Annotated in this window: 20 protein-coding genes; 9 read left to right on the top strand and 11 right to left on the bottom strand. The window is 51.5% G+C overall.

Annotation, left to right across the window (positions count from 1 at the left end; genetic code table 11):
* Window positions 1-292 precede the first annotated feature (292 nt).
* The gene (locus tag PsW64_RS08745) at window positions 293-1,267 is read left to right on the top strand and encodes a hypothetical protein (protein ID WP_153041388.1); all 975 of its coding nucleotides are present in this window, start codon (window positions 293-295) and stop codon (window positions 1,265-1,267) included.
* Between the two features lie 89 nt (window positions 1,268-1,356).
* Here PsW64_RS08745 and trpS read toward each other — a convergent pair whose 3' ends face one another.
* The 7 genes from trpS to PsW64_RS08710 all read right to left on the bottom strand — a co-directional run bounded on the left by trpS (window position 1,357) and on the right by PsW64_RS08710 (window position 9,989).
* Window positions 1,357-2,439 carry a tryptophan--tRNA ligase gene (gene trpS, locus PsW64_RS08740; protein ID WP_063303358.1) on the bottom strand — a complete coding sequence of 361 codons (1,083 nt, stop codon included), beginning with the start codon at window positions 2,437-2,439 and terminating at the stop codon, window positions 1,357-1,359.
* Between the two features lie 162 nt (window positions 2,440-2,601).
* Window positions 2,602-4,155 (bottom strand): murein biosynthesis integral membrane protein MurJ, encoded by a 1,554-nt coding sequence (gene murJ, locus PsW64_RS08735; RefSeq protein ID WP_063303357.1) that lies wholly within the window; start codon window positions 4,153-4,155, stop codon window positions 2,602-2,604.
* Window positions 4,156-4,161: 6 nt separating this feature from the next.
* The gene (locus PsW64_RS08730; protein WP_063303356.1) at window positions 4,162-6,990 is read right to left on the bottom strand and encodes a [protein-PII] uridylyltransferase; all 2,829 of its coding nucleotides are present in this window, start codon (window positions 6,988-6,990) and stop codon (window positions 4,162-4,164) included.
* 58 nt (window positions 6,991-7,048) lie between these two features.
* A complete protein-coding gene (locus PsW64_RS08725; protein ID WP_057463182.1) occupies window positions 7,049-7,420 on the bottom strand; it encodes a helix-turn-helix domain-containing protein in 372 nt (123 codons plus the stop codon).
* Window positions 7,421-7,438: 18 nt separating this feature from the next.
* Window positions 7,439-8,110, bottom strand: coding sequence for a Smr/MutS family protein (locus tag PsW64_RS08720; RefSeq protein WP_063286250.1), 672 nt, complete (start codon window positions 8,108-8,110; stop codon window positions 7,439-7,441).
* A gap of 26 nt (window positions 8,111-8,136) precedes the next feature.
* Window positions 8,137-9,207 (bottom strand): murein transglycosylase A, encoded by a 1,071-nt coding sequence (gene mltA, locus PsW64_RS08715; RefSeq protein ID WP_208980666.1) that lies wholly within the window; start codon window positions 9,205-9,207, stop codon window positions 8,137-8,139.
* Between the two features lie 35 nt (window positions 9,208-9,242).
* Window positions 9,243-9,989, bottom strand: coding sequence for a Tim44/TimA family putative adaptor protein (locus PsW64_RS08710; protein WP_057463180.1), 747 nt, complete (start codon window positions 9,987-9,989; stop codon window positions 9,243-9,245).
* Window positions 9,990-10,283: 294 nt separating this feature from the next.
* Between PsW64_RS08710 and PsW64_RS08705 the strand changes: the two genes are divergently transcribed.
* Entirely contained in the window at window positions 10,284-10,817 is a 534-nt protein-coding gene (locus tag PsW64_RS08705; protein ID WP_057463179.1) for an FxsA family protein, read from the top strand.
* A gap of 12 nt (window positions 10,818-10,829) precedes the next feature.
* On the opposite strand, the gene PsW64_RS08700 is transcribed toward PsW64_RS08705, so the two are convergent.
* A complete protein-coding gene (locus PsW64_RS08700; RefSeq protein WP_208980665.1) occupies window positions 10,830-11,924 on the bottom strand; it encodes a serine hydrolase in 1,095 nt (364 codons plus the stop codon).
* 336 nt (window positions 11,925-12,260) lie between these two features.
* On the opposite strand from PsW64_RS08700, the gene PsW64_RS08695 reads away from it, so the two are divergent.
* The 3 genes from PsW64_RS08695 to PsW64_RS08685 all read left to right on the top strand — a co-directional run bounded on the left by PsW64_RS08695 (window position 12,261) and on the right by PsW64_RS08685 (window position 14,737).
* Window positions 12,261-13,307, top strand: a complete 1,047-nt coding sequence (locus PsW64_RS08695) for an acyltransferase family protein (protein ID WP_063292552.1) — start codon at window positions 12,261-12,263, stop codon at window positions 13,305-13,307.
* A gap of 174 nt (window positions 13,308-13,481) precedes the next feature.
* Complete coding sequence (locus PsW64_RS08690; protein WP_063303354.1) at window positions 13,482-14,258, top strand: DUF2092 domain-containing protein; 777 nt, start codon at window positions 13,482-13,484, stop codon at window positions 14,256-14,258.
* Window positions 14,255-14,737: a hypothetical protein gene (locus tag PsW64_RS08685; protein WP_063303353.1), complete on the top strand. Its 483-nt coding sequence runs from the start codon at window positions 14,255-14,257 to the stop codon at window positions 14,735-14,737. Before PsW64_RS08690 ends, PsW64_RS08685 begins: the two co-directional genes overlap by 4 nt.
* A 75-nt stretch (window positions 14,738-14,812) precedes the next feature.
* Here the strand turns inward: PsW64_RS08685 and PsW64_RS08680 are convergent, their stop codons facing one another.
* Window positions 14,813-15,583, bottom strand: coding sequence for an SDR family NAD(P)-dependent oxidoreductase (locus PsW64_RS08680; RefSeq protein WP_208980664.1), 771 nt, complete (start codon window positions 15,581-15,583; stop codon window positions 14,813-14,815).
* 77 nt (window positions 15,584-15,660) lie between these two features.
* On the opposite strand from PsW64_RS08680, the gene PsW64_RS08675 reads away from it, so the two are divergent.
* Together PsW64_RS08675 and polA are read left to right on the top strand one after the other, a co-directional pair.
* Complete coding sequence (locus tag PsW64_RS08675) at window positions 15,661-16,269, top strand: TetR/AcrR family transcriptional regulator (RefSeq protein WP_208980663.1); 609 nt, start codon at window positions 15,661-15,663, stop codon at window positions 16,267-16,269.
* Window positions 16,270-16,399: 130 nt separating this feature from the next.
* Window positions 16,400-19,342 carry a DNA polymerase I gene (polA, locus tag PsW64_RS08670; RefSeq protein ID WP_082831060.1) on the top strand — a complete coding sequence of 981 codons (2,943 nt, stop codon included), beginning with the start codon at window positions 16,400-16,402 and terminating at the stop codon, window positions 19,340-19,342.
* 62 nt (window positions 19,343-19,404) lie between these two features.
* Here the strand turns inward: polA and PsW64_RS08665 are convergent, their stop codons facing one another.
* On the bottom strand, window positions 19,405-19,716 hold the full coding sequence (locus PsW64_RS08665; protein WP_063303351.1) for a hypothetical protein: 312 nt from the start codon (window positions 19,714-19,716) through the stop codon (window positions 19,405-19,407).
* A 546-nt stretch (window positions 19,717-20,262) separates the two neighbouring features.
* On the opposite strand from PsW64_RS08665, the gene PsW64_RS08660 reads away from it, so the two are divergent.
* Together PsW64_RS08660 and PsW64_RS08655 are read left to right on the top strand one after the other, a co-directional pair.
* Window positions 20,263-21,924, top strand: a complete 1,662-nt coding sequence (locus PsW64_RS08660) for a DMP19 family protein (protein ID WP_193757771.1) — start codon at window positions 20,263-20,265, stop codon at window positions 21,922-21,924.
* 346 nt (window positions 21,925-22,270) lie between these two features.
* A complete protein-coding gene (locus PsW64_RS08655; RefSeq protein WP_063303349.1) occupies window positions 22,271-22,543 on the top strand; it encodes a hypothetical protein in 273 nt (90 codons plus the stop codon).
* Between the two features lie 320 nt (window positions 22,544-22,863).
* Here PsW64_RS08655 and PsW64_RS08650 read toward each other — a convergent pair whose 3' ends face one another.
* A complete protein-coding gene (locus PsW64_RS08650) occupies window positions 22,864-25,122 on the bottom strand; it encodes an amidohydrolase family protein (RefSeq protein ID WP_193757770.1) in 2,259 nt (752 codons plus the stop codon).
* Window positions 25,123-25,241: the final 119 nt, after the last annotated feature.

Here is a 25,241-nt window from a genome sequence, read left to right as displayed (position 1 = left end):
CGGCAATAAGCACTGTATTTTTAGATCTGTAGTAGAACCAGTTTTAAGCATCGAAACGCGATAAACAGCCATATCAATAATCAATTCAATCCCCCCTTAGACCATAGTTGTGTGGCTCATATGACAACCCTCTGCTTTGGTTCCGGCGTATTTTTTTATGAGATTAGTTTTGGGGTAAGAGATGCGAGGATGGAAGGCGATAGTTTTTATGTGTTTGGCGGTGGTTCTTTCCGCCTGCGTAGATATTGAGTTGCACTATGATTTTGCTGAGGATGGTTCTGTCACACAGCGCATGACCTACAAGATGACAGAGGCTACCTATGCCCGTATGCAGGAAAAAAAGAAGCAAAACTCAGGTCCGGTTCCTGTGGTGGCCTTTTGTGATAACGGCGAGGTAAAGCGGGAAAACGGGTTTGTGTTCTGCAGCAATACCGTTGAACAGAGTTTATCTGATTTGCTCTTACCAGAGCAGGAAACCCCTTCGCCCCCTACATCCATGGGGCCATCCGTTCTCCAGTTAACTCGGGTGGATGATACGAGCTTACAAGTGGTCTTGAAGGTGTCGGATTTCAATAATGCCGATTCTGGAACTACAGTCCTGACCAAAGCCACTTTTCTTGAGAAAGCTGTGCTGTCTCAAGCTCTTGCTGAGCGCAATCTGACCGTAATCCTTAGCGGCCCTGCGCTTATCAATGCTTCTGGAAACAAGATTGCAGACACAACGCAATCAGTAACATCGGTTCCACTCACTGATCTCATCACCGGCCAACTTGATGCAAAAGATCCCTCCGCCACTTTCCGATTTGCTCACCCCTTGCCTCCTGATAGAGAGAAGCAGGTAAAAATGATGTCTCAACTTTTCGAGGGCTATCAGTTCGACAATTGGGAAGACATGCACGGTCCAATATCGGATTACCTTCAACAGCAACCGCGTATGATGACTTGTGGAGTCCGCATGACAGAGCAGGCCTGTAAAGTTACGCGGGCAGAACTGGCTCAGCGCATCACGGCCGATAACACTGGCTTCAAAGAGCAGTTTATAAAGGTTCTTCACGCGCGTTATAGTATTCAGGATCTTCAGGACATGCTGGGGCTGGTTCAACAGAACCCTACTCTGTTCAAGTCACCCGTGTGCGATGACTTCCCACAAATGGACCGGCGCTGTGTGGTTATGGCACATACGGTGGATGCCTTGTTGCTCAAACACATCGTTGCGGCCAACGAGGCAGCGCAAGCGCGCGTGTCGCCCTTTTTAAAGGATGAGTGAGTGCGCCAGTAAAAGCAGCCGCAACACTCCGGAAAGCAAAAAAGCCGCAGATTATCTGCGGCTTTCTCAGTCTTGAAACTAAACGCAAATTAGCCGCGACGGCTTTCCAAAAAGCCAATAATGCGGCGTACATCATGCAGCACTGGTTCTGCAATCTCAGCAGCACGTTCAGCACCATCACGCAGAACAGCATCAACGCTTGCAGGATCATCCATAATCCGGCGCATCTCACCGTTCATTGGCGCAAGTTTCTCAACAGCCAGCTCAGAAAGCGCTGGTTTGAATGCAGAGAACTGCTGGCCACCAAACTCGCCCAAAATGTCCGCTTTGGTACGTTCGGAAAGGGCAGCATAAATGCCAACAAGGTTGTCAGCTTCCGCACGACCTTCCAGTCCATCCACTTCACTTGGAAGCGCTTCAGGATCGGTCTTTGCCTTTCTGATTTTCTTCGCAATCGTGTCCTGATCATCAGTCAGGTTGATGCGGGAAAGATCAGAAGGATCAGACTTGGACATCTTCTTGTTGCCGTCACGCAGGCTCATGATACGGGTCGCAGGACCAGTGATCATTGGCTCGGTGACCGGGAAGTAAAGCTCATCCGGCGCTTCATGAGATGGCTCAGGGTTTGGAACCCCAAGACCCAGCTCTTTGATGCGATCAGCAAAGTCATTGTTGAACTTCTGCGCAATATCGCGTGTCAGCTCAAGGTGCTGCTTCTGGTCATCGCCAACCGGAACATGGGTAGCGCGGTAAGCCAGAATGTCTGCTGCCATAAGGTTAGGATAAGCAAACAGACCAACAGAAGCGTTTTCCGCGTTCTTCCCTGCTTTGTCCTTGAACTGAGTCATACGCTTCAGCCAGCCCATCCGGGCGATACAGTTGAAAATCCATGCCAGTTCAGCATGTTCTTTCACCTGGCTCTGGTTGAAGATGATCGACTTCTTCGGATCAACACCGGCTGCGAGGTAAGCTGCTGTTACTTCACGGGTCTGCTGCGTCAGCTCGGCAGGGTCCTGCCAGACTGTGATCGCATGCATGTCAACGATGGAGAAGATGGTCGGCATCTGGTCCTGAAGCGGAACAAAGCGGACAATAGCACCGAGGTAGTTACCAAGGTGGAGGTTTCCGGTTGGTTGAACACCGGAGAAAACGCGAGGCTGAAACGCCGTCATAACAAATATCCCTAGGCTTGGGCCTGTTGGAAGGGCCAGTGGGTTGCGCGAGCATAGATTGAATGGGTGACAAACAAACTAGAACAGCCCGCGCAGATTAAGCCCGGTGGTTATGACTGCGCTTTTTCGTATGTGCAAGTGATTTGCAGAGTGAGAAAGCCTTTATCGCCGCAATTTCTGCAGTTGTGCGCGAAAATCCACGGTTCCAGTGAGCTGAACCAAAATCCCAAAGGAAATCAGGCCAATGGTGACAAGAAGGACCAGCTCGCTGGCTCGCACAACAAACAGATTGGAGGTTGAAAGCGGCTCCAGAACAAGCGTCCCACCATAGACGACAACACCCATCAGAGCACTGGCAAAGCCCAATAGCGGAATTCTTTTCAGCAATGCTGCATCGACAACAAAATGACCACGTCGCCACAGCACAAAGGCCAGCAGCGCCGAGTTGACCCAACCCGCAGCAGTCGTCCCAATCGCGATGCCCACGTGTTTGAAGGTAGGGAATAATAAGATTGAGAGCGCCACGTTCACCACCATGGCAACGGCGGCAAAGTACATTGGGGTTTTGGTATCTTCCCGCGCAAAAAAGCCAGGGGACAGCACCTTATTCAGCACAAACGCAGGCAAACCAACGGCAAATGCCATCAAAGCCAAAGCAGTCTGCTCAACAGCAGCATCCGTAAAATGGCCGCGCTGGAACAGCACAGAAATCACTGTGTCTGGGATGATAACGAGCGCGACTGCTGCAGGAAGAGTAAGCGCAAGAGCGAACTCCATGGAACGGTTCTGCGTATGATGAACCAGCTCTTCCTGACCAGAGCGCAACTGCCGTGTCAGGCTCGGCAAAAGCACCACACCAATCGCGATACCCACCACACCAAGCGGCAGCTGGTATATCCTGTCAGCATAGTAAAGGTATGAATTCGCACTATTTTCCAGCGATGCGATGATAGTGCCAACCGTGATGTTGATCTGCGTAATCCCCCCGGCAATCACACCGGGAACACCCAAAACCAGCAAGCGCTTTACGCCCGGCGTCCATCGCGGGCGCATGATAGGGACGCGAAACCCGAGCCGCTTCATGCCAATGGCAACAACAGCCAGCTGAACAACACCAGCAACCGCAACACCAGTAACCAATAGCACTCCGGTCGTCTGATCAGGTTCCATCCCATAAAAACCAATGGCTGCGAGCACGGCCATCATCACCACATTGAGCATGACGGGAGCCATTGCTGCGGCTAGAAACTTTTGAAATGTATTGAGAATTCCACTCAAAAAAGCGAGTAGAGACATAAACAGCAAATAAGGAAATGCTATGCGTGACATGAGGACTGTGAGGTCGAATTTCGCTGGGTCAGAGAAATAACCCGGCGCCAGCACATGCACGAGCAAAGGCATGAAAACCTCGGCCAAAGCGAGGATAACCACCAGCGTCCAGAACAAAGCCGCCGCAATCTCACCAGCAAATTTCCGCGCGCCCTGCTCTCCGTCTTCCTCAACAGAGCGGGCAAACAGCGGTACGAAAGCTGAGTTAAATGCACCTTCTGCGAACAATCTGCGGAACAGGTTTGGTAAGCGGAAAGCCACAACAAAAGCATCTGCAACAGGACCAGTGCCTACAAAGGCAGCCAGCATCACATCTCGCCCAAACCCGCAGAGACGGCTTAGCATTGTTGCACCACCAACCGTGGCGAAGCTCTTGAAAAGGCTCATATAAAATTACTTACCTGTATGTTTTTGAGGTTTACGGCGTGAGCTCGTAGGCGCTTTTTGTGGCTTTTTACCGTCAAAGGCATTTTTGAGTTTATCGCGAATAGATTCCTGACGCCCCACATTGTGAACTTTCTGTCCAGTCAGATCGGTCACGTAAAATACATCAACCGCTTTCTCCCCAAAAGTCCCAACATGAGCACTCGCAATATTCAGGTTGAGAGCGGAGATCTCGGTGGTCAAATCAGAAAGCAAACCCGGTCGGTCAAGTCCGGTCACTTCAAGAACCGTATAGTTTTCTGACCACGAATTGCTAACTAAAACAGTTGTTTGCAGCGTAAACGCCTTGTTACGAGCATTCGGCTTTGTCGCTGCACCCTTCAGCTCAGGAACAGGCGCGGTCCCACGCAGTGCTTCTTTAATCAAACAGCAAATCCGCTCCCCGCGACGATACTCATCATCGTCCTCCGGCAGCTCACGGCTGATGTAAATCGTATCCAGCGCGAGCCCGTCTTTTGTGGTGTCGATGTGTGCGTCCACAATGTTCCCACCTGCGGCAAAGCAAGCCCGCGCAATTGTGGAGAGTAATCTTGGATGATCCGGTGCCAGAACGGTAATTTCTGTAACGCCCTCAAAAGCATGAGGCTCCACAGAAGTCGCCAGATGTTCCTCTTCCTTGTCCGTTTTGCGGATTAAGTTCGCATGGTTGATCTTGCTCTTCAGATCAACGCGCAGCCAATAGGCCGGATAGTGGCGATTGAGGTAATTATCCAGCTCCTCATCAGTCCAGCCTACCAGCTCTTCTGCCAGCTCTTGCTTCGCATGGTCAACACGTTGCTGTTGGCTCATACGGCCATGACCACCGCTGAGGATCGTCTCGCTCTCATAATAGAGCGTGCGCAGCAACTGCCCTTTCCAGCCATTAAACACATTCGGACCCACTGCCCGAATGTCCGCAACCGTCAAAATCAATAGGAGCTGCAAACGCTCCAGACTCTGCACTTTACGGCAGAAATCCTTGATGGTTTTCGGATCACTCAAGTCGCGAGACTGTGCAACAGTGCTCATTTCCAGATGCTGCTCGATGAGCCAGGCGACCGTATCAGTCTCTGCTGGAGAAAGACCCAGACGCGGGCAAATCTTCCGCGCAATCTTGGCGCCTGCAATAGAATGATCCTCTGGCCGTCCCTTCGCCACATCATGCAAAAGCATTGCAACATAAAGGACTTTTCGGCTGTGAACTGACTTGATCAGATCCGTTGCTAATGGATGACTATCACCACCCATCCCGCGCTCAATTTCAGAAAGAACGCCAACTGATCGGATGAGGTGTTCGTCGACAGTGTAGTGATGATACATGTTGAACTGCATCATGGCGACGACCTTCCGGAACTCCGGCAGGAACTGGCCAAGGATGGACGACTCGTTCATCGCACGCAAAACGGTTTCCGGATCACTGCGGCTTGTCAGAACCTTCAGGAACAGCCGATTCGCTTGTTCATTCTTGCGGAATTCCGCATTGATCAGCCGCCTGGATCGACGAACCAGTTTCAGCAATTCCGGATGCATATCCAAATTGGTTTTGTCGATCAGATAAAACACACGGATCACATTGACCGGATCTTTCTCAAAGACATCCGGCTTCGCCGCAATAATGCGCCCGTTCTCGACAAGGAAGTCCTTGGTTCCTTTGATAGATCGCCGCTTATGCTTACTTCCCGGAACAAAACTGCCAAGGAACCGCGAAATGCTCGGGGCGGATTTCACATGTTGCTCTTCAAGCGCAGCCGCAAAAATGCGTGTCAGATCACCAACATCCTTCGCAACAAGGAAGTAGTGCTTCATGAACCGCTCAACAGCCCGCATACCGGGATGGTCCATGTAACCGAGGCGGTCAGCAATTTCCCGTTGAACATCAAAGCTCAAGCGTTCTTCAGGACGGTTCGTTAAAAAATGCAGATGACATCGGACAGCCCAGAGAAAATCCTGACTCTTTCGGAACCGATTCAATACACGCCGCGAGAAGACACCCTTTTCAACCAGCCCTAAGCCACTGGGAACGCGATAAAAATACTTGGCGATCCAGAACAGCGTGTTCAGATCACGCATCCCGCCTTTGCCTTCTTTGACATTGGGTTCAACAAGGTAGCGGGACGCGCCGTGGCGTTCATGACGGTCATCTCGTTCAGCAAGCTTGGCGGCGATGAAATCCGGTCCTGTACCGGAAACGATTTCCTTATCGAAGCGCTTGGTAAGCTCTTGGAAAAGATCAAGATCACCCCAAACATAACGCGCTTCCAAAACAGCTGTGCGAACGGTCATATCTTCGCGGCACTGCTTGATTGTCTCATCAAGGTTGCGCGTGGAATGACCGACCTTCAGGCCCATGTCCCAAAGCATGTAGAGGATGAATTCAACAACCTGATCACCCCAGGGCGTTTGCTTGTACGGCCAGAGAAACAGCAGATCCACGTCAGAGTGCGGAGCCATCGTTCCACGCCCATAACCTCCAACAGCTATGATGCTGATGCGCTCGGATTTTGTTGGATTTTCAACGGGATAAACATAGGTAACCGCGAACTCATAGATCACCTGAATGAGCATATCCTGCACGCAAGACAAACGCTCGGAACACCGCCGGCCCTGCCCGTCTTCCATCAGGAGCTTTTCAATCTCTTTAAAGGCTGCTTTGTGCGTGGCTTTCAGCTTTGTCAAAACATCGCTGCGCAGCTTAAAGCTGTTGCCGTCGCCATCATGCTTCTCAACCAGCTCTTTGAGTTCGTTGAGAAGGGATTGGGGATCAACCAGTTGATCTACTTTGAGTTCTTCAGGCGTCATATCAGCAGTCCACTTCAAAAGTCAGCAGACTGACTTTACAGAGCTTTGTCGGCTTAGACTAGATATTGTCGCGAGAGCTAACCACTCTTAGTTGATGAATGAGGTGCTCCAGGGATTCCTCTGAGAGTCCATTGATCTTCGAGGCAAGCATGTTCGTCAGCTCAGTCGCCCGGGGTGTCAGGCCACCAGTATCGATGGTGATTTTTGGGTTGGAAAGTTCCGCAAGTCTTTGAAGTTCTTCAGCTTCATCCCAAATCACATTGAAGTAGGTGATCATGCGCTGAACCATGTACCAGGTTGGAGTACCGCGCTTGCCATGTTCAAGCGCACTCAGGTAGGCAGAGGAAACCGAAAGCGCTTCCGCCATTTCCTTCAGAGTAATCTTCTGCTTAGCCCGCAGCTCTCTAACCTTGGCTCCAAAAGGCGTCATCTTACTGAAATTCCTGCCTTATTTTTTGCGCTTACGAATGCGAACGTAAATCGCACCGCTGCCCCCATGCGAAACATGAGCTTGGTCGAAGCCTACCACACAGCTGCGCATATCAGGAAGAGAAAGCCACTGCGGTACCATTCTGCGCAACACACCACGATCATCGCCATAGGGGCTACTTGAATAGTCAAGTCCCTTACCGGTGATCACAAGCACGAGGGAGTAGCCCATGGCCTGCGCTTGATAGATGAACGAGGTTAAGCGTTGATGCGCCTGATACTGCGTCAAACCATGAAGATCGATGCGCGCATCAATATAGCCCTTGCCCCCGCGGACAACTTTTTTGCGCTCTTTCTTATTGAGCGGCGAAAGCGGAGGCATCGCAGGAACAACAGGCTTGGGCGGGCTGTAGTCTGGCGCGGTCTTCCCTTTGGAACCGCGAGACTTTTTGGCCTGAGGCTTCGGTGGAGAGGTCAGCTGCGGCTTAAGCTCAGGCTGAGACACCTCAGCGCTTTGAGCGTGCATAAGGGACTGATCCGGCTCGGAAAGCTGCGTCGTGTCTTCCAGCATATCAGAAAGGCGCTCTTGATGAATAGGCGTCAGAGTGGCTTTCACCCTGTCCCACAAGCGCTTGTCTGCTTCGCTCAGCTGCTTTGTTTTGGCTCGCTTTGCGCGATCACCATTCGTCATCTATCCGATCCGTCCACGATCATTTATTATTTTGGAACAAGGAGATAGAATTCCGCACGGTGACGGATATTCCCGGCAACGGCACCTGCCTCTGCACCACTTCCTACATAGATATCGCCACGCGCGGGGCCTTTGATGGCTGACCCGGTATCCTGAGCAACCATTAGTTTGGCGAAGCGATCACCTGATGTGTCGTAGGTCCTTAACTCACTAGAGACAAAAATTAAACTGCCATAAGTGTGCAGATCATCATCAATTGCCAGTGATCTCAGGTCCGTCAGGGCTGTTCCTGCCCCTCCAATGGCTGCAATCTCAGTGTCTTGCGCAGATTGTAACTCAAAGAAGATGTAGGATTTATTGTGCCGAAACACGTCTTTTTGCTGGGATGGGTTTTTGGATAACCAGGCACGAAGCGCGTCCATGCCCATGTTATCTCTGGAGATTTCGCCCTGCTCTATGAGCACACGGCCAATCGCGGTGTACTCATGACCAGACTTGCCTGCAAAAGCTAAACGCCGCAACTCGCCATCGGGCAGACGAACACGGGCAGAACCCTGAACAGCTGTAAAAAATGCATCTATCGGGTCTTTCACCCACAGCACTTCAAGGCCCATTCCATCCAGTGCACCGTCCATCACATCGCCGCGTGTCGGCATCACCTTCAGGCCTTTGGGATAGGCATGAAGGGGAACAACAAACTCGTCAGTGCGAACAAGTGAGCCTTCCAGCTCTGGCATGTAGTAGCCGGTCACAAACCCGTCGTCCTCTACGCGCTGAAGCGTAAAGTTCTGTTCTAAAAAGGTTTTTGCATCACTTGCGTTATTTACGTCGATTTTGCGCGATTTTGCGCAGATAGCGCGTAATTTTGCGTCGCTAATGCCAAACGCCTTTGTCGGCAGCGTTCGGCCCTCGCTCGCCTCGCAGTGAGCCACAAATGCGGAAAGGGCCGCAGAATGATCATCTGCAGCCCATCCGTCGATTTCGTTGGGATCAAGTGGCCCGGAGAGCTTCGCGCTTCGCATGGTCCTATGGTCTTTTGTAAGGGTGTTTCCAGCTACAGCAGCAGAACTTATCCCCGCCGCGACGCTGAGTGCCATAATGAAACTCATAGCGTCGCGAAAGAAAGAAAACGTCATGCAGATTCAGTTGCAACCAGCTTCCAGTTTGGATCGTTCTCACCAGTTACGCGAGCGAAGGTCCAGATGTCAGTCAGGTCACTCACTGCGGTTGGGTCACCATCCACAATGCGGTTTTCAGAATCCCGTGTCGCGGTGATCAGCTGACCCTTGAAGCGAACAGTCACTTCAGCAAGCTTGTCTTTGTCGTTGAAGACCGCTTCCACAATGTCAGCTTTGTCGATGCCCACAAAGGTGGACTCAACACGCTCATTGCGGCTTTCCCGGTCATCAATCGCAGCAGAGAAACCACTGAACACTTCAGGAGAAAGAAGCTCTTTGAGCGTGCGGCGATCACCCTGCGCAAACGACATCAAAATGATTTCGTAAGCGCCGCGTGCACCTTCCGCAAACTCTTTTGGATTGAAAGACGGCTCAGCTTTCCAGATTTCCCGCAGGCCGTGATTCAACTCACTGCCTTTTTTGGCAAGCTTGTCGATCTCAGCCTCAATCTGTTCGCGAGCTTCACGCTCTGCGCGCTCAGGGTCATGTTGAACATGCTCACTGCCTGGAAGAGGAATAACATTGTCCTCATTCTCAGGAGCCTGAGTCTTTTGAGAGTCTTGTTTTTGCTGAGCAGAATACGGGTCAAATGGTTGACGCTCGTTACCGGTGCGATTGCCCAAAACGGAGCGTAACCGCAGGAAAATAACAACTGCCGCAATAAGGAAGATTATGTTGTAGACGTCGAATATTTCGTTCATTCCGAGTACCGACCGGTCCTTTACTCGTGGGCTGCCAGGCGCCGATGATCAAATGCATTAGATATCTAGATAATGTGCTCTAGCGCATTTTTACAGGCTCTGTCACTAATTTAAGGTTTCTATCAGCAACATCCAGCTATTTCGTGTCCATCCCAACGCCTTTTTAAAGTCTTACCACGCAAGTATAAGCTAAAATCAGTCATTGCAATTCTGTGAAGATCACCCACTATAAGTAAGATCGCTTCAAAAAGAAGTGATCAAAAAGCAAAATAAACCTAAACCTACGCGGACGCTATGCCACTCGGACTTATCATTCTTGCCTGTTTCATTCTGCTACCAACCATTGAGATCTATCTCTTTATTGAGGTTGGAAGTGTTATCGGGGCAATTCCAACAATCCTGTTGACTGTAGCTTCCGCAGCTGCCGGCACCTATATGCTGCGCCAGCAGGGGCTGTCTTTGCTCATGCGCATGCGTTCTGAAATGGACTCAGGACGGGTTCCAAGTCATGAGATGATGCACGGCGCGATGATCGTGTTTGCAGGCCTCATGCTGTTGATTCCAGGCTTCTTTACAGACGCAATCGGCCTTCTGCTCTTCATCCCGCCACTGCGTGAGGTGATTGGCAACTATCTGGCGCGCCACGTGAAGGTGCAGAACCTCAACGTCAATCCGGGTTACCGTCGCCGCGATGGCACTGTGGACCTGAATGAAGATGAGTGGAGCTCCTCCCGTCATACAGAGCAGGATGATGACCCTTCCCATCCTCGTTCCAATGACCCGGACCAGATCAGCCCATGGTCCTCTGACGACGACAAGCGTCGCTAAACCCTGCCAAGTTTAACGGAGAGCCGCCTGAACTGCCTCAGGGCTCTCCAGCAACGTTGCGACCAGCGCGATCAGGTAAGTGACGTTCAGCTCCTGCTTTGCATTCCAGGTGGTGGAGAAGCACCAGTTGTTTCCGTCATTGTCCTCCAGCGCATACGTCATGTTGAGCACGCCAATCTCACTGCCGCCCTTATAAGCATAAGACGCCCAGTTATCCGGTTCGGCCACACCCGGGTTTACGAAAACTCCCTTGATGTCCTTCACTTCTGTCACAATCTTGCACAACTCGCGGTTCGAGATGTACCACTCAACTCCCTCTGTCAAAGGCACAGAAACCTTGTCGATCGGTGGAAGTTGAGCGGGTAAGACAGCAAGAATCCGCGCCCGCTCCTCTGGCCCTGCTTGGCGATAAGCTTCTGCAGCTTGCTCATCCGCTTTCAGGTGAAACAGCTGCTGCGTCGTAAGAGCCGGTGAACTTTCTCCCGGCAACATCACACTTTCCTGCCCCACCAAATCCATCAGCAAGTCTGTGGCCGTGTTGTCGGAGATCTCGATCATGTTGCGCGCCACGTCCAGCAAAACAAACTTCTTGCCAACCGGCTCATTTTGCATTGTGCCACCGGGATACGAGATATGCCGTTGCTCCAGCGTGACTTTGTCTTGCCAGCTCAGGTCCCCGTCCCTGACCCGCTGCGCCACTTGGTCCAGCACATAAAGCTTGAAGGCAGATCCGACGGCCAGTTGTGCATCACTGTTGTTCTCAGCATGCACCTTTCCGTTCTGCATCAGCAAAAAGCTCTGCGTCGCGGTCTGCTGTTTCATGTGTTCCAGCAGGTCTTCGTGTTTCACATCCTTCACAAACGCAAAGCGAAACAGCAGTCCCGTCAGCTGACCAGTCTTATTCTGCTTCAAAAGCGTTGGAATCCTGTAGGATTTCGTCTCAACAAGAAACTTGTGCGGATCCTTGGTCGCTTCAACATGAAGTGCGGGGCCATAGATAGAACGTTGTTGTGAGAGAATGGAGACGAGAAGTTCTTTCGGGATCTTCTTATAGACTTCGGGCGCAAAGTCATCGGCATCAAAGTCCGGCCCATTCCAGATTTTCATGAGCAACTCCGGCGGGCTTGTGGCCTCCTGAGCGCTTAAGGGCTGTGGAGCGATGACTAAAACTGCAACAGCGCATAACGTCTTAAAATACCTAAGCAATTGCATCTCCAGAATATCTGGTGGAACTATATGTATCCTAGGCGCATAAAAACTAACATTACCTTAGGTCATAAAGATACAAGCCATAACATCAGGCTGTGTTGCAAAGTCTCAGGTGGCCCTTTGGCAATCAGGCGCGGTAACCAACAATTAAAGTTGAAGAGATGCCGCTAGTATTCGCATCCCTTAAAACTTATGATTGCACGAATTAATTAGTAAATTTATGGGCGGTATTACATGGCGGCGCACCAAACCTCCAGTCGTGTGGATTGGGTCGACTACGCGAAAGGCTTTTGCATCTTTCTCGTGGTGATGATGCATTCAACCCTTGGGGTTGGAAGTGCCATTGGCGAAATGGGGTTCATGGGCGACATCGTTGCCTTTGCTAAGCCCTTCCGTATGCCGGACTTTTTCATGATCTCCGGCTTATTCCTCGCTTTAACGCTGGATCGGGACTGGCGCCTGTATCTGGACCGTAAAGTCGTTCATTTCTTCTACTTCTACATTCTCTGGCTTACGATCCAGTTTGGAATGAAGGCACCATCCTTCGCAGCAGAGTTCGGCTGGGATGGTGTGTTGATGCACTACGCGCTCGCCTTCGTGCAGCCATTTGGAACTCTCTGGTTCATCTACGCCCTGCCCGTTTTCTTCGTCATCACCAAACTGCTGCACTCACTAAAAGTGCCATGGCAAGTGACCTTGCTGGTCGCTGCTGGCCTGCAAATCAGTGCGTTGCACACCGGCTCGGTGCTGATTGACGAAACAGCCGCTCGCTTCGTGTTCTTTTTCGCCGGTTACATTTTTGCGCAAAAGATCTTCGTCATTGCTGACTGGGTGCGTGAGAATGTGCTGAAAGGCTTGGCCTTTGTGTTTGTCTGGGCCGTCGTCAACGGCCTGTTCGTTGGCTACGGCTATGCCGACCTGCCATTTGCCTCGCTTGCTTTGGGCGGTTTGGGCGCATTGGCGGTGATCACCGTTTCCGCCCTGCTCTCCAAGGTCAAGGCGCTGGATCTGCTGCGCTATATGGGCAAAAACTCCATCGTGATCTACCTGTCCTTCTTCTTCCCCATGGCTGTCTCGCGCACAATCTTGCTCAAACTGGGCATCATTCAGGATGCGGGCGTGATCTCGTTGATCGTCACGTGCACCGCAACCATCGCACCGATGATCCTGTTCTGGCTGATCACCAAAGTAGGTTACGGCCAGTTCCTGTTCAAACGTCCGGCATGGGCCTACATCGCGGAAATGCCGCGCGCCAAGAGCCCTGCACCGTCACCAACCTGATATCTGCACAAAACCGCTGATCTGCCTGAGCCCCCGAAGCCTCTGCTTTCGGGGGCTTTTTGCATGCATGTTCAGCAAGCGCCAATTTTAGTGGTTGGGTTCAGAAGGTCTTTCCGGTCTTTGCTTAGGCTTTGCGGAAGCAAACGGTGTGACAAGATCAAGGAACGTATCTCCATGAAACTCGGGGCTCTCAGGGTTCTGCCGCTTCTCTTCATTCTCGTGGCCATCGGCTGGCTGGAGCTACGCCCCCACCCCGCTGTTGCGCAAAAAGAAGATAAAGCACGTCAAATCCTCAATAAGACCATCGAGAAGTTCAGCGAAATCAAAGCCATGAGCTTTACCGTCTACGCGAGCGAGGAGCGCATCTTTAAAGACAGGGTGCCGCTAAACTTTGTGTTCGAATACACGGTCAACATTCTTGGGCATGGTGATCTGAAAATTGATCTCCCACGCCCCAACGGGATGAGTGAAATCTATCTTGATGACGGCATCATCACTTATTTCGACAAAACGCGGAACATCTACACTCAGGGTGATTTTACTGGAACTTCCTCGGAATTTATTGAGGTACTACGCAGTGACTTTCAGCTCACATTGCCCGGCATTGATTTGGCCAACCCGGAACTGGGCCAGATGCTTGATGACCTGATAACGAAGTCCGTCTACGTCGGGCGTGAGGTTCTGCCAGAAGGGGTTGCCCATCATCTTGCCTTCTTTAACGATCAGGTAGATTGGCAGTTGTGGGTCTACGAAGACAGCGGCCTGCCCGGTTATCTTATTATCACTTATAAGGACCTTGTTGGTTTGCCTCAAACACACCTGTCCTATCGAGGGTGGAACCTTGAACCTCAGCTCAATTCAGAAGACTTCCGCTTCAATCCTCCTGAGGGGGCTGAGCGCTTCAGCCTGCCCGCCCTTTCAGCAGTAGAAAACGGAGGGAGCTCAAGATGAGTTACTCCACCACAGCACAGCTTCTCAGCAACTCACTCAGATCACTGGCCATCCTGACCTTCATCACAGGCGCTGGCATACTCACAGCCCAGGCGCAGGAAACCCCGCCTCCCCCAAAACAAGCCACATCCGCCGAAGTTGCGGAGTGCGAGGAGGAGCACATGAAGCGTGAGGGCATCGCTGATCTGGGCGGCTCTCAATACCGCGATAAGATCCGCGATCTTTGCAACAAATCCGTACATGGCGCTGACAAAGCAGAGGCGGGAAAAGAGCCAGCCACCAACGACTATTACTTCAGCGGTGACAACAACGGCTTTGTCTATGAGCTCAATGAAGAATGCCAGCAAATCCGTATTCAGGATGAGCTGATTTTTATCTGTCCGGAAGGCAAATACAAACCAACCATCCGCAACAACCAATCCGGTTTCATGCCTTATTTAGAGCCCGTGGAACCCATTAGGCAGGGTGAGAAGCCGTAGGAAGGTCATAAGTAAACACATAGTGTACTCCGTGCCGGGTGTTCATTTTGGGAGCGCCTAAATTACATTGGACTTCTATGCCCGACAGAATGCTCTTCGTGTAGCCTTCAACATCATTCGTTGGGGCAAAATTGCTGATAAAATCAAAAGCATACGCTCTGAAAAAGTTGAAACTGTAAGGCGGTGTGGAGGCTTGTCTGACATGCAAGCACGAACGACTAAATTTGCAAATCGCTCCGGGTCATTTCCGCTTTCTTCGCTTCTCGCCATACTATTAATCGCACGTGTTGTGGAAGGTTCGTAAGGGTCGTTGTCGGATGGACTTCGCCTTCTCGCTGCACCAAAGTCAGTTCGATGATCTCCCGGTTCCACCAGTATAACGTGGAGTCCAAAAGTGGCGACCTCCATTGATAAGGCCGCCGCATAATTAGCAATCGCAGCTTTTGATGCACTGTAAAGTGCTTGAAAAGGGATTGGGAGCCGTGATGCAATAGAGCCAATAATTACAATCGTTCCTGCTCGCCTTTTTCGCATATCAGGAAGAAAGGCGCGTACCATTCTATCAACGCCGAGTAGGTTGGTATCGATCTGTCGAACGGCTTCAGAAGCAGCTGTCATTTCAATAGGGCCAGCGATGCCAGAACCCGCATTCAATATCAAACAGTCGGGGACAAGGTTAATGCGGTTGTGAAGTGCAATCACAGAATCTTCGTCGCACACATCAAGTTCTTCTAAAGTGCCTCCTTGGCGAGATGTACCAATCGCTTGCCATCCGTTTGTTGTAAAAGCTTTTAACATTGCGGCACCCAGCCCTTTGGAGGCACCGGAAATTAAAACAGAATTCATGAGTAATTCTCCAGATTTCAAATATGTTATCGATGGTAACATTGGTTGAGGCTATCTGGTCAAGTGGAAAGTTATCAATGGTAACATCGAGGCAAGAAAAACAAACTCCGGGCACATCAGAATATCATCATGGACGATTGCATGAGGCGCTTCTGGATGCTGTCGAAGCTCAGTTGCCTGAAAAAGGGCCTGAGGGGGTGAGCTTACGGGCTGCTGCCAAAAATGCAGGTGTTTCCTCTGCTGCGGCTTTCAGGCACTTTAAAGACAAGCGGGCTGTGATGACGGCAGTTGCCGTCCGCGCACATCGCGGAATGGCAGAGCATATGGAAACAGCAGCCACTGAAGCACGCAATGCGGGGCTCTCGGTATTTTCCGCTAAGGGGCAGGCCTATCTGGACTTTGCTCTTTCTGAGCCTGCCAAGTTCAAAACAATGTTTCGTACGGCATTGTTGGATGAGACAGATGTAGATTTAGTCGAAGCAGAGGCACGCATGACGCGCCTATTGCTTAACGATGCTGTTGAAGATGAAAAACACACTGAAATCCCAGCTAAGTCCCTGCTTGCGTGGGGGGCCGTACACGGCCTGGCTATGCTCTCGATTGAAGGTGGATTACCAAGCACAGCCACGAAGGATACACGATCAGCAATTCTGGAGGCATTAGATCTGTTGGAACAGCAGGATTAGTCAGAGTAACTTCATTTTTGTTAGGTGGAAGTTGAAAGCTAAGTAGCCAGAGGCCGTTCCAAACTCACCCTCCGCTAAAACATCATTGAAAAAGGGTTAATTCCTCTTTCTTTGTCGGCCCAAGGCGGGCATGATCCCGCTCATGTCGACACAATCCATTGCACCAGCTCTCACAGAGAACGATCACCTCATCCTGATCGATGGCTCTACCTTCATTTTCCGCGCATATCATGCGCTGCCGCCGCTTACTCGCAAGCCCGACGGACTACCCGTTGGCGCGGTTTCCGGCTTCTGCAACATGCTCTGGAAGATGATGCAGGAAGGCCCCACCAAAGAAACTGGTGATGAGCCAACCCACTTCGCCGTGATCTTCGATAAGTCCGGCAAAACGTTCCGCAATGACTTCTACCCGGAATACAAGGCCCACCGCCCGCCGCCGCCAGAAGATCTGCGCCCGCAGTTTGGCTTGATCCGTCAGGCAACGCGCGCATTCGGCGTGCCTGCCATTGAGCAGCAGGGATATGAGGCCGATGACCTGATCGCCACCTACGCCCGTCAGGCCGCCGCACAAGGTGCCCGCGTTACCATCGTCTCTGGCGATAAAGACCTGATGCAGCTTGTCACCGATAAGATCGGCATGGTCGATACCATGAAAAACAAAATCATCGGCAAGCCAGAGGTCTTCGAAAAATTTGGCGTTGGTCCGGAAAAGGTCGTCGAAGTGCAGTCGCTGGCGGGCGATAGCGTCGATAACGTGCCCGGCGTCCCAGGCATCGGCCTCAAAACCGCCGCTCTGCTCATCAACGAGTTTGGCGATCTGGATAGCCTTCTGGCACAAGCCGACACCATCAAGCAGAAGAAGCGCCGCGAGAACCTCATCGAGTTCGCCGAGCAAGCCCGCATTTCCAAGCGCCTCGTGCAGCTGGAAGAGGCTGTGCCGGTTGAAACTCCGGTCGAAGACTTCACCGTGTGTGATGTGGATGGCGCACAGGCTGTCGGCTTCCTCAAAGCCATGGGCTTCACCAGCCTCACCAAAAAAGTGGCAGATAAAACCGGCGCTGTGTTGGAAAACATTGAGCCGATTGAGCCCGTGATTGAAGGCTGGGAAAGCACTGCAAAACCGGCAGAACAAGCTGAGGATTCTGCGGGAGAACTTGAGGGTAAAGCATGGACCGCCGCCCCTCTGGCAGAGAAAGTTGCAGCTGAAATATCTGCGCTGCCTATAGATAATTCCGCATACGAAACAGTTTCTACCACTGAGCGCCTCAAAGAGTGGATAGCGCAGGCCTATGAAGTGGGCTATGTGGCTGTGGACACTGAGACAGATGCCCTCAACGCCATGGAAGCTGGCCTTGTTGGCGTTTCCCTCTCCTGCACTCCGGGCAAAGCCTGTTACATCCCGCTGGCCCATGTGGATGGCGAAGGCGATCTCTTCAGCGGCGGTGCGCTGCTGGAAGGCCAGATCCCGCTAAACGAAGCTGTTGCCCTGCTCAAGCCAATGCTGGAAGACCCGGCTGTCCTCAAAATCGCGCAGAACATGAAGTACGACTGGCTCGTGCTCAAGCGTTACGGCGTGGAAATGGCACCGTTTGACGACACCATGCTGCTCTCCTACGCGCTCGACGCGGGCATGGGCGGCAATGGCATGGACGAGCTCTCCCAGCGCTGGCTCAACCACACGCCAATTCCGTTCAAGGAAGTGTGCGGCTCCGGCAAATCGCAGATCTCCTTCGACAAGGTGCCGCTGGACAAAGCCACCTCCTATGCGGCCGAAGATGCAGACGTCACCCTGCGTCTCTGGAAAATCCTCAAACCACGCCTCGCTGCTGAGGAAATGACCGTGGTTTATGAGCGTCTGGAACGCCCAATGGTGGCCACGCTGGCTAAAATGGAGCGCCGCGGCATCTCCATCGACCGTCAAATGCTCTCTTTGCTCTCCGGCGAGTTTGCCCAAGGCGCAGCCGCGCTGGAAGCTGAGATCCACGATAAAGCTGGCGAAATCTTCAACGTCGGCTCGCCAAAGCAGCTGGGTGAAATCCTGTTTGGCAAAATGGGTCTTCCAGGTGGCAAAAAAACCAAAACCGGTGCCTGGTCCACTTCGGCTTCCGTGCTGGATGATCTCGCCGCACAAGGCCATGAGCTGCCTAGCAAAATTGTAGAGTGGCGCCAGCTCAGCAAGCTGAAATCCACCTACACCGACGCTCTGCCAAGCTTCATCAATCAGGAGACGGGCCGCGTCCACACCTCGTTCTCGCTGGCGTCCACCTCCACGGGCCGTTTATCCTCCTCCGAGCCAAACATCCAGAACATCCCGATCAGAACCTCTGAAGGCCGCAAAATCCGTCAGGCGTTTATCTCTGGGAAGGGCAAAAAGCTCATTTCTGCCGATTACAGCCAGATCGAACTGCGCGTGCTCGCCCACATGGCCGATATTCCGCAGCTCAAACAGGCGTTTGCTGATGGGCTCGACATTCACGCCATGACAGCAAGCGAGATGTTTGGTGTGCCGATTGAGGGCATGGATCCAAGCGTTCGCCGCCGTGCAAAAGCCATCAACTTCGGCATCATCTACGGCATTTCCGCGTTCGGCCTTGCGAACCAGCTGGGCATTGGTCGTGGTGAAGCCGGTGATTACATTAAAACGTATTTTGAGCGCTTCCCCGGCATCAAAGAGTACATGGAAGAAACCAAAAAGTTTGTCCATGCAAACGGTTACGTCGAAACCATCTTTGGCCGCCGCGCCCACTACCCGGATGTAAACACTAAAAACCCGAACATGCGCCAGTTCTACGAGCGCGCAGCCATCAACGCCCCAATTCAGGGCTCAGCGGCAGATATCATCCGCCGTGCCATGGTGCGTATGGACGAGGTTCTGGAAACGGCAAATCTGGATGCGCAAATGCTTCTGCAGGTGCACGATGAATTGATCTTTGAACTGCCTGAGGATCAGGTGGACGAGACCAAAAAACTCGTCATCACCACCATGGAAAAAGCAACAGAACCCGCCCTCCAGCTCTCGGTCCCCCTTAAAGTGGAAGCCGAAGCCGCCACCAACTGGGAAGAGGCGCACTAGCGCTTCTGCATCCTGTCAGATCAGCCAGTCTCGGATTTTCGAGGCTGGCGCCTATTAAGTAGCTATTGGCGTTGCTTTTGCTGAGCTCTTTCCTGTCGAGCTTGTTTAGCACCTCTCGGAATGTGCTCACGTGTTGCCAGAACGGCTTTCACGTCCGCAAAGGCGAGTTTCCAGTTCTCTTCCGACTTGAAAGCAATAAGTCCGCTTGAGCGCACGGCTAGTTTTTCCTCGTTAGTCCAGTCAGCCTGCTCCTCGCATTCATGCAAACTTCTCAAAGCTTTAAGGCGAGTAAGAAGTGTTCCAGTATGCAAGCTTTGTAGTTGGTCGAATTGCAACGCTGAGACAGTTTTGAGTTCTGAAATGCCTATTGCCATAAGTGCTTTCACGTAATCATATGATTGTCGTTTAGGAAATACATCAGTTAGTTATTGGCCAGCGTCCGTTTTGCTCACTGTTGATATCGTAGATGTATGATGTTTCAAAGTCATACGACACCACCCCCGGTGTCTTCCCGGCCCCCGAGCCGGGACCCATGAGGCGCCACCTCACACTCAGCTGCTCTTATCGCCCGCACTCCCCAGCAGCTCTGGATCCCGGATCCCCGCTCCGCTCGTCCAGGATGACGCCAAAGGGCAAAGCAACGCCACACCCCAACACCGTCATCCCGCACTTGATGCGGGACCCAACAAACCTCACGCACCCTCAACGTCCTCCACAAACCACACCCGCAAACAAAACCTCTCAACCACCCAGCGCGCCACCCCTCGGTGTCTTCCCGGCCTCCGAGCCGGGATCCAGAAAGCAAACTATTGAATGCCTATGCGAACTTAACAACCAATGAGAGTAGTGCTAGGAACACTGTGAGATTTTATGGAGCGTTGGCTCCTACAGGAATAATGCTTTCGATAGGTCGGCGAGTAATGATTAAGTCAAAGTACAATCCCAATGATCCATCATTGCCCTTGATCTTACCAGAAATGGCACTTCAACAAGAAATCTATCAGCCTATCTGTTCACTGGTTCAATACGTTCGACGGTTATTCGAAGCAGGTTATTCCCCAGATAATTTATTGAATGAATACAGTGATTTGTACCATCTTGATTTTTATGTAGCTCAAGTAAAAAACGGAGGGAACAGTCAGTTTATTCATAATAGCTTTGAACTACTGGAGCAAAATCTTGAGGGAGCAGCAAGGGGAGCTCGTGCTCTCGGTATTCCAGAGCTAGCGGATATCGTTGAGCGGTGCGCTGAATTCTGTCGTAAGAATCCAGAAGAAGCTACAAGGCCAGACCGATACCAAAATCGGGCACCGGAGTTAGTCGCTCTTGATAAAGAGCTTTATGCCCTCGAACTCACGGAAGAAGAACGGTCAGCTTTTTTCTCGACCCTGCCTGAAGAGGTTGCCTTAAACTTACGAAAGAGATTTGAGCTTCCTGAAAATCTGGATGAAGCAGTTTCTGCGGTCACAAGAGCCTTTGAAGAGCGACTTTTAAGTAAGACTGCAAAAGCTGCTGGATTAGAAGCGCTCCAGTACGCTGACCAAGCCTTCAGACATAAAGTAAAGCAAGAGCAAGGCGAGCTTGCGGCTGAAAAAGAAGAAGAAGCTCTCCAAAAAGAGATCGATAAGGTAGTATCTCGCCTCGAAATGCATGTTAGGTTTAAAGATCAGAGAGAGTGGAACAAAAGCGTATCTGAGATTGTAAAAGAACATTTTACGAGACCAGTTTCGTTCAACTCATTTCATTACTATGTTAAGTCATTTGCTTGGATCGCTTGTAATCCAAATCTTCAACTTTTGCCTGAAAAGGAAGTGACATCTGCCACAAGTGCAATTGTCTTATCCAGTCCATTTGCCGTCAAAGAAAAGCTTCGACGTGATCAGCTCAAGAAAGCTCAAGACCTAGAGGAGCTTACTGAGGCTGTTCCAAATGATGAGCAATTTTCGCTGGCAGTTGCTTTGGCAAAACTAAACAACGCAGCCAACGATGGTCCAATCTCAAAGTACATAGAGCGAGATCTAAACTTAGGATTCCGATATCGAGCTGCTCACTTAATTGAGACGACATCTGGTGAGATGGTTCTTTGCCTGAAGAAAAATACTGTTTCACTTCATGAACCACGTCAAAGTTTTAGATATCAGCAATGGTGCAAATTTGTCTTGTATCTTGGGCGCAAAAAACTAGTTGAGGGCGATCGATTAATTGAGTTGACGCAATACCTGCCAAAGAGGAGATCGGGAAAGTTGTTGGCCAGAGCTAAAGTCGTTCCAAGCCTTCCTCAGCTGTTTAAAGATCTTCATCTGCCTGAAGCTGTATTGCTATGGACTGATCACCCTGGGAAGGCTTTAGGCTTTAATCGGGGTGTTTTGGATGCATATAGCTTCGAGCATCGCTTTGTGACGTGGCGTTTCAGAATAAATACAAGTGTCTTTTTAGCAAAAGCCAGTCCTGAAGGCGTTCATTTATCTGATCTTGAGAGTGGAAGAGAAAAGCACTTTCCGATTGCGATGTTAAAGTCAGTGAGGTTGGACGCAGAAGCTGCTCGCCAACTGCGAGATGAAAAGAGAAAGTGCCAAACATAGCCTGCTTGATCTATAAACGGGATATGGGGTGTTTCCGCAACACCTCCCCCCCAACTTGCAACAACTCCCCATTGACACCGCATGCATCTACAGCCATCCTAACAACGAGGCTTCACAACCTCTATCAACGCGGTACCGCTCCCGTTAACTAGCGGATTTTTTGTGCCTTTTTTCTAAGGGCGCAAACCCTTTGCTATGAGCGGGAGGGCGGTGAATACAATACCTCCTTCGGGGGGGAATAAACTCGCCTGTCGTTGTCAGGTTGTGAACCTCCCGCTCGCCAGCGGGCCATCACAAGCTCGTTGCCGTTGCGGTTCTTCAACAGCCTACTACGAGGGCCTTGAGAATGGACGACACCGCATGCGCATGTAGCGCCACAAACACGCTTCAAAACGAAATTGACGAAGTCATCATAGCCGTCTCGGATTTGGAAAATCTGGCTTATATGCAGCAATTAGTGCTGAATGAGCGGATGAAGGAATGCCGAGAACGCGATGCTTTGTTCACTCTGCAACAAGCCTTACGCGACCGACTGGAAGCATTAAGAAAAACCTGCGGAATACTGGAGCGGGTCGCCCATCCGCAGCCAAAAAAATCCAAAATATCGCTTCTTGAATAAGCCAGTCTTTGCCTGAAACTTAAACAGGCAAAACGGCTTAATCCCATCACGCGCGCAAAACCGGGTGTTCCAACCACCCGCCCGTGCGCACTCACGCACTGTGCCTTTCGATGCTCCGGCGATCTCACAACACCCCGTGTCATCGCCCGTGCACACAGCACAAAATGAGCATCCTGCTGGCCTGCGGCCGGGCAACTAAGCCCGCAGGTCAGCGCCTTGGTAAATTTGACCCTAGCAGCACCTACAGGTGCGAGCCATTCCCCGGATCTAAGGAGCCGCAGCACCTGAGCTTAAAGCGAGCCATACTCTGCGCAAACCCCTTAGTCGGTTATCTTGATCTTTCCGCAGGCCTCATCAGAAAAGCTCTTTGGCTTCCACTGCTTACCTGCCAGATACGTGTAGCAAACCTTGATCTTGTTGATGGCGACACTGCTGTTCACGTCACTATCTGCATCAAGCGGGTTCCTGTCGAGTATGACCAGATCAGCCACTTTGCCCTGCTCCAGCGTGCCAACCTTGTCATCAATCAGCGTTTGCTCGGCTGCAACGGCGGTGATGCCCTTCAGGTTCTCATAGATGGATCGGCCATCCCGGTTTCCAGCCCACTTGCTGTCAGGCATATCTTTGACCTGACTGCCCTTGATATCTGGATAGACCCAGGTGTTGCGAGTGACCATCTGCTCAACATACCAAAGCGGATTCACCGGCGCGATTGGCGCATCACTGTGCAGCGTGAAGGGGATGTTGTCGCGAACATCCAACGTGGTGGCATCCAGCGTCGGCGCCCGCCCGTTTGGGTCTCCGTCCGCACCCAAACTATTGAGATCCTTACCATCCAGCAGGCTAACAAACCCGCCACCCCAATACCCGACATGACCGGTAAGGTGTGACACGATGAAATTCAGAGGAAGGCCTCCCTCGTTTTTGCAATGCACCCGCCTTGCAACTTTGGTCAGCTCCCACAAATACTGCGCAACTGAACTGGGTGAAGTCGCAGGGTCCCCTCCAACAGTCGCGTGAATAAGCGTCACAGGATACTCGTTGCACCGCCCGGTACTCAGCCCCAATGTGGTGATCGCAACGGCCTTGATCGCCTTGTCGCCATTGGTGTGGATTTGAATAGGCCAGCCTTTGCTCCAGAAGGGTTGCAAAGCCGCCAGAAAGCTTCCATCCCCTCCGGCAATCTTGCTCAAATCCGGCTCTTCATCATTATCCGGCATAAAGAACTGATAGTTCGCGCCATGCGAGCCAGTAACGGCAGTCTTCTTGCCATTCTCCTCATCCACGCAAATGCCATTTATGTTGTAACCCTGAGTGAGATAAGCCGAGCATCCCTGCGTTGAACCATCCGCCCAGAACTTGATGCCCGTCGCACCGTAGCGACCCTGCGTGTTCTTTATCAGCGTCGTATTGCTCAAAACCTCCTCCGGCCACAAAGACGTCATCTCCGCCTCGGCAATCTCAACCGCTGTTTTGCTATGCTCACTGGGATCAATCGCCGTAGCCGAAATAAGCGTACGGATACGAAACGGGGCTGTGAAATTGCCAGCCTCATCTTTATGCAGCGCAACGTCTTTGTTGAACTGAATGATAGGAACAGTGAAGCCACCACCATTCACAATGGTCGTGACACCAGCCGCCGCAATCTTTTCAACCACCGGAGCAACGGCCTTGAGGCCTTCTGCGTAATCCATGAAGAAGAAGGGGCTACTGGCAGGCACACCTGCCATCTCCTGAATTTTCGCTACAAACGGCCTGTAAGCCGCTTCTTCCTGCAATAAGCCGGAGTAATAGGTGTTCCCGTCCTGACCAGTATAAATCTGCCATTTGCCAAGAGGGTCTGGCGCAGGCATGTCCTTGTTCCTGTTTATCTCCGGCCCACAAGGCCAGGCAGTGCAGATGTTGGCAGCAACAAACGCATTCCCATTGACATAGGCAACGTGTTCGGACTGATCCAGAATAAGTACAGGATGCGCATCAGCACCCTCAACACTTTCACTGATTTCCTCGGCGGGACGGGAGCGGAAAGCAACAACGCGCTGGATCTCATCTGGCGTGACACCAAACCGTGAAGGATCAATGCCATTCCCCACAATCCAGGCCTGTTTTGTGGGCGTCCCATCCGGCGCAAAAGGCACCCAGCGATTGGTTGCACTGTTCAGGACATTCCAAGTCCATTCAAAACCAGTCTCAATACTGCCATCATATTTGCAAACGGTTTTGTCTTTAAAACGCGGGTCAACTTGGTTGTCATAGGTGCGGTAGCTGTAGGGCTCTGGCAAACAAGGAGAAAGGTCAGCAACCGCAGCATAGTTCACCACAAGCGGCATATGCATATGTGGCTCAATAAAGCCCGGCATTAAGGTTGCCCCACCCAAATTGACTTTGGTGACAGCGCTATCGGATAAATAGGTTTGGTAGTCTTCGTCCGACTTGAAGATCTCAGAGATTTCGCCGTTTCGAACAATCAGCGCTTTGATTGTTTTGCGTCGATCCGCCTTCTCATCGGCCATTGTTAGAATATCGCCGCCATAAAAAAGCGTTTGCGGCTCAGCCTGCGCCTGAGAGAGTGTCATCATCAAAACTGCCGGAGCACAAGCGACCAAAAAAGATGCCCGCCGTTTGACCGTGCTGCCTCTACGCCTGGCAGTTGGAAAGCAGATGGATGCAAGCATGAAAACCAAATCTCCAATTGATG

Origin of the sequence: Pseudovibrio sp. W64 (assembly GCF_001623145.1) — a bacterium.
Classification (GTDB): Bacteria; Pseudomonadota; Alphaproteobacteria; order Rhizobiales; family Stappiaceae; genus Pseudovibrio.
Note: the sequence above shows the minus strand (reverse complement) of the source record. Positions and strands in the feature narration are given on the sequence as shown.

Coding starts and splice junctions, on each gene's coding strand:
- PsW64_RS08685 (WP_063303353.1), top strand. CDS start 14,255: ATGAGTTACTCCACCACAGCACAGCTTCTCAGCAACTCACTCAGATCA.
- PsW64_RS08695 (WP_063292552.1), top strand. CDS start 12,261: ATGGCGGCGCACCAAACCTCCAGTCGTGTGGATTGGGTCGACTACGCG.
- PsW64_RS08665 (WP_063303351.1), bottom strand. CDS start 19,716: ATGGCAATAGGCATTTCAGAACTCAAAACTGTCTCAGCGTTGCAATTC.
- PsW64_RS08720 (WP_063286250.1), bottom strand. CDS start 8,110: ATGACGAATGGTGATCGCGCAAAGCGAGCCAAAACAAAGCAGCTGAGC.
- murJ (WP_063303357.1), bottom strand. CDS start 4,155: ATGAGCCTTTTCAAGAGCTTCGCCACGGTTGGTGGTGCAACAATGCTA.
- mltA (WP_208980666.1), bottom strand. CDS start 9,207: ATGGCACTCAGCGTCGCGGCGGGGATAAGTTCTGCTGCTGTAGCTGGA.
- PsW64_RS08710 (WP_057463180.1), bottom strand. CDS start 9,989: ATGAACGAAATATTCGACGTCTACAACATAATCTTCCTTATTGCGGCA.
- polA (WP_082831060.1), top strand. CDS start 16,400: ATGATCCCGCTCATGTCGACACAATCCATTGCACCAGCTCTCACAGAG.
- PsW64_RS08700 (WP_208980665.1), bottom strand. CDS start 11,924: ATGAAAATCTGGAATGGGCCGGACTTTGATGCCGATGACTTTGCGCCC.
- PsW64_RS08680 (WP_208980664.1), bottom strand. CDS start 15,583: ATGAATTCTGTTTTAATTTCCGGTGCCTCCAAAGGGCTGGGTGCCGCA.
- PsW64_RS08660 (WP_193757771.1), top strand. CDS start 20,263: ATGATTAAGTCAAAGTACAATCCCAATGATCCATCATTGCCCTTGATC.
- PsW64_RS08655 (WP_063303349.1), top strand. CDS start 22,271: ATGGACGACACCGCATGCGCATGTAGCGCCACAAACACGCTTCAAAAC.
- PsW64_RS08745 (WP_153041388.1), top strand. CDS start 293: ATGACCTACAAGATGACAGAGGCTACCTATGCCCGTATGCAGGAAAAA.
- PsW64_RS08690 (WP_063303354.1), top strand. CDS start 13,482: ATGAAACTCGGGGCTCTCAGGGTTCTGCCGCTTCTCTTCATTCTCGTG.
- PsW64_RS08650 (WP_193757770.1), bottom strand. CDS start 25,122: ATGATGACACTCTCTCAGGCGCAGGCTGAGCCGCAAACGCTTTTTTAT.
- PsW64_RS08705 (WP_057463179.1), top strand. CDS start 10,284: ATGCCACTCGGACTTATCATTCTTGCCTGTTTCATTCTGCTACCAACC.
- PsW64_RS08725 (WP_057463182.1), bottom strand. CDS start 7,420: ATGACGCCTTTTGGAGCCAAGGTTAGAGAGCTGCGGGCTAAGCAGAAG.
- PsW64_RS08675 (WP_208980663.1), top strand. CDS start 15,661: ATGGTAACATCGAGGCAAGAAAAACAAACTCCGGGCACATCAGAATAT.
- trpS (WP_063303358.1), bottom strand. CDS start 2,439: ATGACGGCGTTTCAGCCTCGCGTTTTCTCCGGTGTTCAACCAACCGGA.
- PsW64_RS08730 (WP_063303356.1), bottom strand. CDS start 6,990: ATGACGCCTGAAGAACTCAAAGTAGATCAACTGGTTGATCCCCAATCC.